The 13672-nt window shown below is 39.7% G+C and carries 9 protein-coding genes and 1 tRNA gene; 3 read left to right on the top strand and 7 right to left on the bottom strand.

Going from position 1 to position 13672, the window contains the following annotated elements; genetic code table 11:
* Positions 1-141: 141 nt before the first annotated feature.
* The 7 genes from F1644_RS08625 to F1644_RS08595 form a co-directional block, all read right to left on the bottom strand.
* On the bottom strand, positions 142-741 hold the full coding sequence (locus tag F1644_RS08625) for a hypothetical protein (RefSeq protein WP_008640975.1): 600 nt from the start codon (positions 739-741) through the stop codon (positions 142-144).
* A gap of 75 nt (positions 742-816) precedes the next feature.
* The gene (locus F1644_RS08620) at positions 817-1707 is read right to left on the bottom strand and encodes an AAA family ATPase (RefSeq protein ID WP_004312636.1); all 891 of its coding nucleotides are present in this window, start codon (positions 1705-1707) and stop codon (positions 817-819) included.
* Positions 1704-2570 carry a DNA adenine methylase gene (locus tag F1644_RS08615; RefSeq protein ID WP_004312637.1) on the bottom strand — a complete coding sequence of 289 codons (867 nt, stop codon included), beginning with the start codon at positions 2568-2570 and terminating at the stop codon, positions 1704-1706. The genes F1644_RS08620 and F1644_RS08615 overlap by 4 nt, the downstream gene beginning before the upstream one ends.
* 4 nt (positions 2571-2574) lie before the next feature.
* A complete protein-coding gene (locus F1644_RS08610; protein WP_004312638.1) occupies positions 2575-3960 on the bottom strand; it encodes a hypothetical protein in 1386 nt (461 codons plus the stop codon).
* A 216-nt stretch (positions 3961-4176) separates the two neighbouring features.
* Positions 4177-5280 carry a site-specific integrase gene (locus F1644_RS08605; RefSeq protein ID WP_168044611.1) on the bottom strand — a complete coding sequence of 368 codons (1104 nt, stop codon included), beginning with the start codon at positions 5278-5280 and terminating at the stop codon, positions 4177-4179.
* 194 nt (positions 5281-5474) lie between these two features.
* Complete coding sequence (locus F1644_RS08600; RefSeq protein ID WP_273493712.1) at positions 5475-6620, bottom strand: IS256 family transposase; 1146 nt, start codon at positions 6618-6620, stop codon at positions 5475-5477.
* Between the two features lie 204 nt (positions 6621-6824).
* Positions 6825-6899, bottom strand: a tRNA-Val gene (locus F1644_RS08595).
* Between the two features lie 558 nt (positions 6900-7457).
* Here F1644_RS08595 and F1644_RS08590 point away from each other — a divergent pair.
* From F1644_RS08590 to F1644_RS08580, 3 genes are all read left to right on the top strand, one after another.
* Positions 7458-8129 carry a hypothetical protein gene (locus F1644_RS08590; protein WP_118594352.1) on the top strand — a complete coding sequence of 224 codons (672 nt, stop codon included), beginning with the start codon at positions 7458-7460 and terminating at the stop codon, positions 8127-8129.
* A 691-nt stretch (positions 8130-8820) separates the two neighbouring features.
* On the top strand, positions 8821-12150 hold the full coding sequence (locus tag F1644_RS08585) for a SusC/RagA family TonB-linked outer membrane protein (RefSeq protein ID WP_229782477.1): 3330 nt from the start codon (positions 8821-8823) through the stop codon (positions 12148-12150).
* An 11-nt stretch (positions 12151-12161) separates the two neighbouring features.
* The gene (locus tag F1644_RS08580) at positions 12162-13664 is read left to right on the top strand and encodes a RagB/SusD family nutrient uptake outer membrane protein (protein ID WP_118305381.1); all 1503 of its coding nucleotides are present in this window, start codon (positions 12162-12164) and stop codon (positions 13662-13664) included.
* Positions 13665-13672 lie beyond the last annotated feature (8 nt).

Here is a 13672-nt window from a genome sequence, read left to right as displayed (position 1 = left end):
AGTGTGCCTGAGCAAAAGCTCTAAAAGAAACAGTATCTTATTCGGTTAATGAAAGAGAAAGTCTGATTCTGATTATATATCGACCAAGAACCCAAAGAATACTTTCGGCATTTAAGCTCCTTTATTGTGGTCACCGGAAGTTTAGTCATAAATATACCGTTTTATCATATTTTCAAAATTTCTTTTAAACTCTTGTACTTCGATAGGAATCGAACGTAAAAAGGGATTAAAAACCTTATTACCATTTCGTCCCCAATATTCCAACTGACCATTAAACCATTTTTTTGCATCTTGACGCCCCAACTCACCTCCTGCATTTATTTGTTCCATAGTATAGTCTCGGAAACATAATTGTTTGGTATATCCATTTGCTATATTGCCCCATAATGGATCTGCATCAGAGAGATTATACAAATAGGATGCCAGCAGTCTTTCAGGAGAGTTGTTCCCTGGCAATATTAAAATGTTATCTGCATTTTTTATTTTCTTAAGATACGCCCTATTCATCCTAACATCTCCATCCAATATGATGATAGAATATGGGTGTTTAAATGCAGGTATGTTTTTATTTACAAGTTCAGTTAAGGTTGAACACGGCAGAGTTACATCTACAAAATCTAATATAGATGCTTTAGTCTTTAAAATAGCTTTAACGAATAATATATTTTCATTATCCTCTGTATATACAGTAATTTTGTTTTTCTTACGTTTTTTTCCTTCTGCAACAACATTCAAATCCAATTTAATACCTTTAAAATCTACATTTTGTTTGATTGTTATCTTGTCATCGACTTTCTTTAGATAAAGAATCTTTACCTACTTAGCTGTTTCTTCTTGTTTACTTACTTCTTGAACTAAATCGTCCATAACCTTAAGAAGAGACATTGAATGAGTAGTAAATAAAATTTGCAAATTAAGTTTAGACGCATATTTGCGCAAAATCTTTAATAGCTCAACTTGAGACGCTGGATACATTGTAGCATCCATCTCATCAATGGCAAGAATTCCACCTTTATATTGTTGGGGATATTTGTCATGCAATCTTTTAAAAGAAAATAATGCCAAGATAATTTTGCCCAGATTATCTTGTCCCATAGAGTTTTGATTCCAATCGTATAATTCAGTGGATACGCCTATAGATTGCTTATTTTTTGAGGTTATTGTTGTTGCAGAAGAAATGGGAGTTTGTACTATTAGAATTTTATTGTGTAATTGTTTAAACTCACTTAGTTCCTCTGGAGTTAATAATGTGTCATCAGTTATAATCTTGGCCTCCTCTGCCATAGGAACTAACCGCTTTAAACTTAAAAAGATTGTGGGAAAGGAGATATATCCATCCCCTTCTTGCCTTGCTCCTTTCTTCCAAAATCGCACATTAGGGTCTCCAGTACGTTTGATGCTTTCGACAGTAAAGTCATCTACTCCTATATCAAAAGAAATGGTCCATTCATGACCTTTAGGTCTATCAAAAATGGGCGATAATCTAAACTTATCTTTGAATGCAGAAATATAGCTACCACCACACAAAGGTTTTTCCGCTCTCATTGGATCCTCAGGCTTAAGAGTGAAGGTTTGTGTTACAATACCCAGTAATGTTGACTTTTGAGTTCCGTTTTGTCCTGCAATTGCTGTTAATTGAGAGCCTACTTCAAAGTCTTCATTTTGGAAGCCTCGAAACCTTTCGATATGAATGTGAGTTATTTTCACTTTGTTGAATGATTAAATAATTTGTGTTTGGGAATAACTATATCGTCACAAAATATCATTATTTCTTCACCTTTTCCTGAGTTACTCGCACTATAATTCAATTCAAAACATTGTTGCCTATATTTTGAATATAGGTTGGTTATGAATGGCACATTATCATAAGAGACAATCCACTTACAATTTACTATTGCACCTATAGCATTTGCGATGTTTTGATGGTCTGTGTCATTATAGTAGTTCAGATAAAGCCCTTTTCCTTTTATATAGTATGGCGGGTCTAAATATAATAGAGTATTGTAAGGTAATTCATCTTTTAATCGTTGCACTAAAGTAACAGCATCGTCATTTGTTAGATGAATTCTCTCCGCGTAGTCTGCTATACGTTGAATCCTTTTTATCAAATCTTCTTTGTTAAACCTCGCATCAATCTTGTAATTTCCAGTTTGGTCGTATCCACCTATGATTCCAGCTTTTAAAATTCCTGAACGATTTGTTCTATTTAGGAAGAAAGTGGAAAACCCTAAATTTAATAAATCAACATTTCTATTTTCTTTATTCTGCTGAAACTCTTTTTGCTTAAACCATGTTTCGACATTTATGGGAGTATCCTTAATTAATTGGCAAAGAGCATCCGTGTTATTAAGAACACTATACCAAAAGGCATAAATAGATATGTCTTTATCGTTTATATATATATCACTAACATATTCATTAAAGAGCAAGGATAAAGCAACAGAACCACCTCCTACATATGGCTCAACATAAGTACCATCAAGCAATGCATTTTCTTTGATTAAACACTGTACGAAATCAGCGACTTTTGCCTTTCCACCGGGATATCTTAAAGGTGATAAAAACTCCATAATGTCATTCTTTATTTATAGATTCCCATAATTGGATAAAAAAACTTTCTATGTTGTCCCATCCTATAATCAAATTGTCTGCTTTAGGATAGAAAAACTCATTATGAACATATGCATTCAAGGATTCAATGGATAGGACTGAATTTTTATCATTTATTTCAGACCTTATACCTTTAGATAAATCATTACTCATTGTTCCTAATTGGGTCATATGATTTAATACTTTACAAACTTTCCCGTTCAAATCCTCTTTGGAAGAACACGCAGTTATAGCATTGTTTTTTACCAAATCATATCTTTCCAAATAAGCATCAACTGACAATTCTAAAAACACTCTCAGCAGTACAGAAGATGCATTAGGACATGTTTTAACTTGGATATGTTTTAACTCCTCAAAAATTTTATTGATTTTGGGGTTGTTGATATGCAAAATCAAAGTCTTGGGCACTAAGCCAGCTCTGTTTCTAGCTTTCTGATTATTAGCCTTTTTTATTTCTCTGCGTTCACTATTTATTAATACCTGCCCTTTATTGTCTACAATATCTTGAACACTCCATTGTTCAGACGCTTCATTAGATAGGTCTGGCTTTTGGTTCGTGTCAAAATTGTCAATATATTGCTTCCTTTTTTCTCTATTATAGATTTCTGAAACTTTGAATTCTGGATTAAGAATATCCGTAACAACTTTTATAAGCCCCTTGACGACTTCTGACACTTCAACCTTTGAAACTAAAGTTCCATTGTTAATTCCCAAACCAAGGTGTTCTCTAACATAAGGGTCTGACATCAAACGTTGCAGGTTGGTAATATTTAGTTTGGATAACGAATCCTTAATCGTATCAGAAACATTATCTTGTGATTTCAATAAAGTGATAATTTGCAATGGAATCGATGATTTTCCTTCTGTCTTCTCCTCGAATCTTTGCTTTTGTTGAGCATTCCAAGTAACTGTACCGATACCATTCAGCTCTCCCGAGTGTTTACGTTTTATCCAAATATCAGCTTCCGTTGGGTTTTCAAAAACAGCGCAAGCAATATTCTTCAATTCAGAAATAGCATTAGGATTTTCTTTTTGCAATTTCTGAAATTTTTTCCTTAAAGAAATGTACTTGTCATCAATTAATGTTGGATTGTTTAATAATTTTAATGATGTTATTCTCCTATTACCTTCGAGTACTATATATTTGTTGTTATCTTCGTTAGGCGTTACAATGATTAAATCGACTGGACTAAGACCATTAGTTACAATATCGTCTACAAGAGAATATAATTTATCCCCTTGGTCCTCTACCATCTTGTCTATCGCTTCCTTTTGTGAAGACAGAGGCTCAAATCTATAATTTTCAGTATTGACAAATAGTGATGTCAATTTTATTGTTTTTACAACCATGGTAACACTCATACTTATTAAAGTACAAAATTACTCATTTTTAGTGAAGTTAGCAGTAATTGAGCAATAAAAATATATGGAATTCACTTTTTGTAGGCTAAAACCTATTATAATCCAATTATAATGCCTATCTTTGTAATGCTAAAAGGCGTTCTTTTGAATTACTGCAAAACGAAGTGGAATACAGATTTTCGCTGGTTTCTAAATCGTTACCTGTCAAACTGGGATATTTTGTAAGCTATTGATTTTTAAGAAAAAAGAAAATACACTATGGCTTGCCACGTGTGACGTGAGATTTTTATTTATACCACATAAAACGGCGATCTCTTTCAAATACGCGTTTGTTTTCTGGCAGCTACGTATGGGTAATAACTCGTTCCCCCGACGCTCGTTCTTGTATTTCTCGACAATCAAGTGAGGGATGGCACTAAATAAAATTTGCGCGTTCACGCATGTTTTTCCCCGGTCTTTGTCGATCCAGTCGTTCTCGTCATTTTTTAGTTCAAAATCCTCAGTCGTGAGCGACTTTAAATCTCCATAGGATAATCCGGTGAAACAAGCGAACACGAAAAAATCTCTAATCCTCTCCAAGCGGGCATGATAGAATTTTTTTTGCATGATCCGTTTCAGTTCATTCCACGTGAGGCAGGTAGGGTCGTGTTTGTCGTGTTTAAGTTTATGACGAACGAGTTTGTCCGCGACAAGATAACCATTTCCCCACGCGTCAGTCACAACGGTTTTTAATTTTTGCACGTATTTCTGCGCGGTATTATTCCCACATTCATATTTGCCGCGTATAAACAAGTTGAATCTTCGGGCAAATGAGATATTTATTTCATCCAGATACATATCGTCTCGCTCGTACTTTTCTTTCATGTAATCTTTTAACCGATCGCGAGTTAATTCATAGCGTTTGAAGGTTTCGTCGGATAAATCGCCGATATTGACTCTTTCATTTTGCTCTTTCAGGAATTGTTCAAAATATGTCAGGATGGAAACATTCTCTTTGTTTTGGATTTTCCCGTGAATGTAATCCCGAAGGTAGAACGCGTCAAATCGTGATCGCCTCTCTTTGATCGTTTTGTAGGCGTCGTTAATTCTCGTTTCTAGCTTTGAAAGCACGTTGTTGATTTCGATGCTAGATTTTGATTTGCCTTTAGCACGGTTTGTAGCTTGATCCCAGAGATTGGGATTTATTTTTAATTGCGTGGAAAAAGGTGCTTTCGAACCGTTGATGGAAATACGACAATAAATGAGTTTTACACTCATTTCTTTCTTGTAATTTTTGAGGTAAAATAGGATGCTGAAAGTTTCTCTCATAACAAAATAATTTAGCTGAAAATACTTATAAAAAATTGTTTATGAGATAATTATGATTGCCAATTCATGACAGCTTTTTGCCAAAGAGTAACCTCATTCTAGCAAAAAATGCCGGGGTTACTTTTAAGTTACGATAGTGTTTCAAAAAGTGTGTAAATTCCTTCTTTTCTCATGACTGCAAAATTATAAATAGTTCAATAAAATAATCTTGATTCTAAAAAATTATAAATAGGATATTTATAAATATCTGCATTTTGGGCTACCGTTCCCATTAGGAGAATAACGGCTTGGGGGTTTGGCATGGCGCCCCTCATGTTGATGACCCTCTTGTAATCCCTGTTCAGCCTTTCGATCCAGTTTGTGGTGTAAATCATCCCCCTGATTTCCCTCTCGTACTTGAAGTAGGTGAAATAGAACCTGTACCTGTCGTGGCAATATCTTTTCAAAACGGGATAACTTTTCTGCCACCTGGCAATAAACTCTTTAAATTTTTCGAAAGCCTTTTCCGGGGAGATCTCCCACTGGTCGGGAGCGCAAACCTGCTTGAGTTCTTCCATGACCTGTTTCTTGTCCCTGGGCTTGACTTTCCCAGCTATATTCCTCTTCAGGTGCACGGTACATAATTGTAAATCTGCTTTTGGAAAGGTTTCTGCCAGCACGTTTTCAATACCGGGCAATCCATCACACACCAGGAGATCAATCACGGCCACGCCTCTTTCCTTGAGGTCTTCAAACACGTCCTTCCAGTTCGTGGCACTTTCCGTGGGGAAATTCACCACGGCCAGCACCTCGCGGGTTCGGTCTTCTTTCACCCCCAAAACCGTGTAGTAAGCCTCGTTGGAAACGGAATCATCACGACGGGTGAGGACATAGGTGGCATCGATGTAAATTATCGGGTAACGATTATCCAGTTCACGACCTAGCCAGGCATTTACATCCTCGCGGGCCGTGTTCAACAAGCGGCTAACCTGGCTTTTACTGTAATGTTTGCCGTAAAATTGCTCGTAAATTTTACCCACCTGTTCCGTGGTTAAACCGCTGCAATAAAGGCTACTCACTAGCTTTTGAGCCTCTTCTTCCTGGTCTTTTAGCACCCCCAGTAACATCGGGTAAAAATGGTTGTTACGACTACGCGGGACCCGAAGTTCGAAGACCTTACCGCCATGACATACTCGACGACCACGAAAACCGTTACTCACGTCACCACGTGTCTCGTTATGAAGATCACGTTCCGATAACATTAAACTCTCTAAACCTTGTTTAACCAAGCCTTGTAAACCTAGTTCACCGTTTGTGATTTCGGAAATTATTTCCGAGATTTGTTCATGTGTAAATTCCATAATTATTCATTTTTGAAAATTGCATTACAAAAATAATCAATTCGGAATTTACACACTTTTTGAAACACTATCTAAGTTACTTTCTTTACGTGCAAATGGGCATTATTCAGTCAAAAATTGGCGGGGATAAAAGAAAAAAGTCTTGTAAACCCGATGATTTACAAGACTTTGGCATTTTTTTGTCGCCTTTTGGCGTTTGTTCCGTGGGCGCTGAGGGATTCGAACCCCCGACCCTCTGGGTGTAAACCAGATGCTCTGAACCAGCTGAGCTAAGCGCCCGTGTTGCTTGATTGCGGATGCAAATGTAGTGCATTTTTTGAATTCTGCAAAAAATGTATGCCGAATTTTTCAAGAAAAATATAAAATATGGGCGTGTTTTGAGAAAGGTTCTGTTTCTTGGAGTGGATTTGTGTAAAATAAAATCTTCGAAATTATAGCTACAAAGGATTGAAGTGTTTGATTCTGTGAAATAATATCATATATTTGTAGAGATAGAAAGATAAGATGTGGAAGAGTCTGCATGGAAATATAGTGAGTCAGCTCTAATCTTTATCTGAAAATTGCTAAGACATCAGATGCTCGGTAACTAGTGTGGATTGTTGTTTATTTGTGGGTGATGCCTTAGATAAGATAGACGTTGACAATCCTCGCTTTCTTGTTGTATAATTTTTGCTTGGGGGATTGGGCAAAATTGAAATAACAATAATTTATGGACGAGCCACCATACTGATGTGTAAAGAGAAAAGGAGTGTATTCAGAGCCTAGAAAACACAGAATACTCACTTCTCCTGTTAATCAATTTTACAAGTTAATCAACAATTAAAGTTTTCAAAAAATATGAGTAAATATCTAGTTATAATATTATTCTTGGTATGTAGTTGCATGGATAAGAATAAAAATAGTCATTCGGATAAAGTTGGTGAAGGTGTGAATTTTCCTCTGACCGAAGACGTGAATCAAATCTTGGATGCGTTAGTAGAGAGATACTCGACAGTTTCTCGTTCGATGTTGCAATATGAACCGGATAAGACGTTAGTGGAACTTAAAAAGTTTAGTATAGAGGCGTGTCCTTATTATGAATTTGATGTTCAGAAGTTTTATGCCGCTCCATCTCCTGCACAAATCTTGGAAGGTTTATCACTACCTCAAGATAAAGCGTGTCTATTGGGAAAACGGACGGATGGAACAACTTTTTTACTGATAACAATAAAAGAAGGTGGCGTGTGGAAAATGGAATCCATGATTGAGGATTGGGAGAAAGTGGTCTCTTGGCTTCCGGGTAAATTGTTGCAAGCAGATACGCGAGAGTATAAAATGTTTACGCTTTATGCCATGACTTATTTCCTTTTTTATCGAGACGGGGAACCTGTTTATTGTGATTTAACGGGAAAGGAATATACGCCGGATAAAGCTTGCGAAGAGTTGGTGAATGAAGTAAATCGAATGAATTTGTATCAAGAGAAAGTCAAGGAAATGAAATCGAAAACGGATACGGACTTGAAATTGTGAATATTCCGGAGGACTTGGAGTTCCAAGGGAAATTGGATGAGATCCAGGTAGTTGTCTCGGTTGAATAAAAAATAGGTGTAAATATAGCTACGAAGGAATAAAGTGTTTGATTTTATGAAATAATATCATATATTTGCAGGTGTTGAAAAATAAAGTGCGGAAGAGTCCGCATTAAAATATTGTGAATTTGTTCTAATTGCTATCTAGAAATCGCCAATTTAAGGAGCAAGATTAGGCAGTAAATTCACGCTGGCTAGCGTGGATTGTTGTCTATTTGCTCCGAGGCGTTTGGCGATGCCCTAGATAGGATAGAATGTACGATCCTCGCTTTTTTTATTGTATAATTTTTGCTTGGGGGATCGGGCAAAATTGAAATAGCGATAATCTATGGATGAGCCGCCACATTAGTTCGATGAAAAAAAGGAGTGTATCCCGAGCCTAGAAAACACAGAATACTCACTCCTCCTGTTAATCAATTTTACAAATGAATCAACGATCAAAGTTATGAAAAAAACTTATGAGTGGAAAGTTTTACGCCTAAATTGTCGTTCGAGAGGCTGACTGCAAACAAGATTCAAGAGAATATACGTGGATGTAACATGATGAAAAACCGGGTGTTGCGCTAACAACTCCCGGTTCGGACTAGATGTTGGAAGCATCTAGTAAATGTTTAATTTTAAAATACAAATCTATGAAAAAAAGCAAGAAGTATTTTGTTTTTTGGGACCATTGTACCCGTGGAAAAACAAAATTGCAATGGAGGCACGTTTGCCTGATGTGCGTGATTTTGCTGATGTTGCCCTTTGTTGGTAGAGCCCAGCAACAAAAAGTGTCTGTTCGGGTGAATAAAGCGGGGGTACAGGAAGTTTTCCGGCAGATTAAAGAACAGGCGGGGTTGAATTTCGTTTACGACAAGGCGCAGGTGGCCACCTTGCCGCCCGTGACGCTGACCATGCAAGGGGTGACGGTGGATGCGGTTTTGAAACGAGTGTTTCAGGGGAGTCCATTCGAGTACATTTATGAGAATTCAACTGTCGTGATAAAAAAACGGGCTACTGTTCCCCAGAAACCGGGAGAAGTGGTTATCCGGGGAGTCGTGTCGGATCAAGACGGGAACACGATTCCGGGGGTATCTGTCGTGTTGAAAGGAACCACGTTGGGTACGGCGTCGGATGCGGACGGGAAGTTCGTGCTTGCCTTGCCCTCGCTGGATGGCGTGATGCTGACATTCACGTGTATCGGGATGAAGACACGGGAAATAGCCGTGAAGGATGCGAGGACGTTGAATGTTACCTTGGAGGAGGATTCCGAGACGATTCAAGAAGTGGTGGTGACCGGAATCTATTCCCGTAATAAAGAAAGTTTCACGGGATCATTTGCAACCTACTCGAAAGAAGACTTGAAAATGATCGGGAGCCAGAATGTTATCCAGAGTCTGAAAAGTTTGGACCCTTCCATGCTGGTGCTGGAAAGTAAACAATGGGGATCGGACCCGAACCGGATGCCGGACATTGAAATCCGGGGAAAGACGAGCGTGGTAGGTTTAAAGACGGAATTTGATAATGACCCGAATCAGCCTTTGTTTATTTTGGATGGTATCGAAACGACGCTGGAGACGATTGTTAATTTGAACATGGACCGGGTGGCTAGTGTGACGATTTTGAAAGATGCTGCCTCCACGGCTATTTACGGGTCAAAAGCGGCCAACGGCGTGATTGTCGTTGAGACGGTTCAACCGGAAGCGGGGAAATTACGTCTTTCTTATAACGGTAATTACGGGATTCAATTTGCGGATCTTTCTGCCTATAATTTGATGAATGCTTCCGAGAAGTTGGAGTTTGAACGCCTAACCGGGCTTTACGGGGATTTGGAGAGTTACTCGAATACAAGTAATATTGAAAAATATAATCGGCGGCTAGCCGAGGTGAAGCGGGGTGTTGATACTTATTGGATGAACGAACCGCTCCGTACCGTATTCAATCATAGTCACAACGTTTATATTGACGGGGGTGATGATGCCATGCGTTACGGGTTGGGATTCGGTTACAATAATTCCAATGGCGTGATGCAAGGGTCTGATCGGAATGTCATCAGTGCCAACATTGATTTGACTTATCGTCGGGAAAAGTTGTTGTTTGCCAATAAGTTTAGCATGGATGTTACTCATACGGAGCGGGAACCCGTGGCTTTTTCCGAATTTTCGAAAGCGAACCCGTATTATCGGAAGAGACTGGAAAACGGATATATTCCCATGTGGTTGGAGGATACCGGGACGGAACAAAACAAAGGATCATTAAAGAATCCGTTATATGCGTGGGGAATAAAAAATACGAATATCGGGAATTCGATCGCCTTGCGTGATAATTTCTCGATCGAGTGGAGGATGTATTCTTTTTTGAGGGCGACGGCGAGGGTCGGGCTTACCAAGAACGTGAGCCGGGATGAGCAATTCAAATCCCCCAAACATCCTGATTATCTGGAAACGGATAAGTTGAAACAGGGTTCATTCTCGGCTTCAACTTCGGAGGCATTCTCTTATAACGGGGATTTGAATATTGCTTTCGGTAAGTTGTTCGTGGAAAAACATCAAGTGAACGTGGTGGGAGGATGGTCTTTTAGCGAGAATAAAAATAAGCGGGATGGTTATAGTGTTGTCGGTTTTAACGATGATCTGCATATGAATCCGGCTTTTTCCACGGGTTTTACAGATGGACAGAAGCCTAATTACTCTTTGGAGCGTAGCCGTTCGACCAGCTTTTTTATGAATGTCAACTATTCTTTTATGAATCGCTATCTGATGGATTTCAACGTGCGTTCGGACGGTACGTCTAAATTCGGGGCGAATAAACGTTTCTCGACAACTTGGTCTGTGGGATTGGCTTGGAATCTTCATAACGAGGAGTTTATGAAGTCTTTGGGACTTTTCACGAATTTCAAGATCAGGGCATCCGTGGGTAACCCCGGGAATCAGAATTTTGACGCTTATCAGGCGATGAAAATTTACAAGTATAATGTGGAACTGCAAAATATGTTTGGTTCAAGCGCGATAATTGACCAGTTTGGCAACAAGGATTTAGATTGGCAACGTACGTTGGATAAGAATATCGGGGTGGATATATCCATGTTGCGGAATCGAATCCGGGTGACGCTGGATTATTATTACAAGGATACCGATCCTCTTTTGATCAGTGTGCCGATGCCTCCGTCCGTGGGCGTGGGTTCCATTAATGCGAATGCCGGGCGGCAGCTTTCTTGGGGATGGAACGGGAGTTTTTTCGGGACGGTGATCCAGAAACAGAATATGAGTTGGACGTTGAACGTGAATTTTAGAACCTCCAAGTCCGAGTATCGGGATATTGGTGATAAATTGAACAAATTTAATGAATTGGGAAGCGCGCAGAGCTTGGTTCGTTACTATGAAGGAGCCAGTCCCGATGATATGTGGGCTGTGCCCTCGTTGGGAATTGACCCGGCCACCGGGGCGGAAATGTTTAGAAAGAAAGATGGTTCCCAGACCTTTATCTATTCGACATCCGACGAAGTGGTTGTGGGGTGTTCCCGTCCGGACGTGGAGGGAGTTATCGGTTCTTCCTTCTATTACAAAGGTTTTTCCGCTTCGGTAAATTTCCGGTATCGTTTAGGGGGAGAGGTGATGGCCTCGGCCCTGTACTCGAAAGTGGAGAATATATCGGAAGAGCAAATTTATTATAATCAGGATAAGCGGGCGTTACATGATCGTTGGAAACAACCGGGAGATAAGGCAAAGTTCAAGTCGATAAAAGATAATTCTCCGACACCGATGTCTTCCCGTTTCGTGCGAACGGAAAACACGTTCTCCGGTGAATCCATTTCCATGGGATACGAATCTTCTGCCGCGTGGATAAAGAAAATCGGGGCGGAAGGAGTTACTTTCAGGGCATATATGAATGATATTTTCCGGCTGTCTTCTTTCAAGGAAGAACGGGGAACGGATTATCCTTTTGCCCGCACTGTTTCATTTTCATTGAGTTTACGATTCTAAAAGACGAAATTATGAAATTTGCGAGTAAATTATTGAACAAGTTGAAATGCCTCACGATGATCGTGTTGGTCTCCACCGTGGTGTCTTGTGACAGTTGGTTGGATTTGGGATCGGAAGACCGGATTATGGAAAACACTCTTTTCTCTTCTCAAGCCGGGTTTATGACCGCGCTGAACGGGGTGTATATTGAATTGCTGAGTTCCAACTTGTATGGAGGTACGTTGTCCTACAAGACGTTTGATATTCTTGCGCAATACTATGATTGTGATAAAGATGAACAGACGTGGCAAAAGTTATCAACTTTTGACCAAACGGCTAAAAAAGGACAGGTGGCCGGGTTATGGTCGAAGGTTTACACGTTGCTTGTCAACGTGAATACGATTATAGAGGCGTGTGACGGGAGAAAGGATGTGCTGAATAGCGAATATTATCATGTCCTCAAAGGGGAAGCTTTGGCGTTGCGGGGATTGTTGCATTTTGAAGTTTTCCGGGTGTTTGGACCGATTTATTCTGTTGATCCGGAAACAGAGTGTATGCCTTATTCGGAATCTTCTGATTTGAAAGTAAGACCTTTACTGAAAGCATCGGAAGTGGCAAAGTTGATTATGGATGATTTCAAGGCGGCAGAGGAGTTGCTGAAGGATTATGATCCGGTGATTAAAAAAGGAGCGCTTTGGGGGGATGAAGGTCCGGGACTACCCAATGATATGGTGTATCGCTCCCTGCGTTTGAATTATTATGCGGTAAAGGCGTATATCGCCCGGTTGGCATTGTACACGGGGGATAAGGAAACCGCGTTGACCTATGCCCGGCAAGTGATCAAGGAAACGCAGGAGGATAATGACTGGTTTCCTTTTGTCACCCGTGCGGCGGCCACGACTCTCTCGAAATGGGACCGGGTGTATAAAACGGAAATCTTGTTCGGGTTGTATAATTTGAAACGATCGGACGTGTACGAATCCACGTTTTCTAACAAATTGGGAGAGAAGGTAATTCTACGCCCGACAGAGGTTAATATCGAGAATTTGTACGAGGAGGACACGAGGGTGAATGATTGGCGTTACACGGAACAATGGATGACCTTGAAAGACCCGGATGGGAATGAAAAGAAACATTTCGTGAAGTATATGGCTGTGGATGATACGGAAGGACCTGAGGATAATAAAGTTAGTCAGGGATACACGTATCTCATGCCTGTCATGCGGATTTCCGAGATGTATCTGATCGTGGCGGAATGTTCCAACGACGAGGCGGAAGCGTTTGACCACCTGAATCGATTACGGGCGGCACGAGGAGTTGCCAAGGCAAACCAAGCGCTCGGGTTGATGAATCTGGTAGAGGCCGAATTTCGGAGGGAGTTTATTGGAGAGGGACAATTGTTCTGGTTTTACAAACGACAGAATAGGACGCAAATACCTTCAAGTAAAGATCTGAATAACATGATCACGATGGAAAAGAGTTTTTATTTGTTTGATTTGCCTCAAGACGAGAAAGATAAACGAGGTGTGGAATAACGAATTAA

This window comes from Butyricimonas paravirosa (assembly GCF_032878955.1).
GTDB lineage: Bacteria > Bacteroidota > Bacteroidia > Bacteroidales > Marinifilaceae > Butyricimonas > Butyricimonas paravirosa.
Note: the sequence above shows the minus strand (reverse complement) of the source record. Positions and strands in the feature narration are given on the sequence as shown.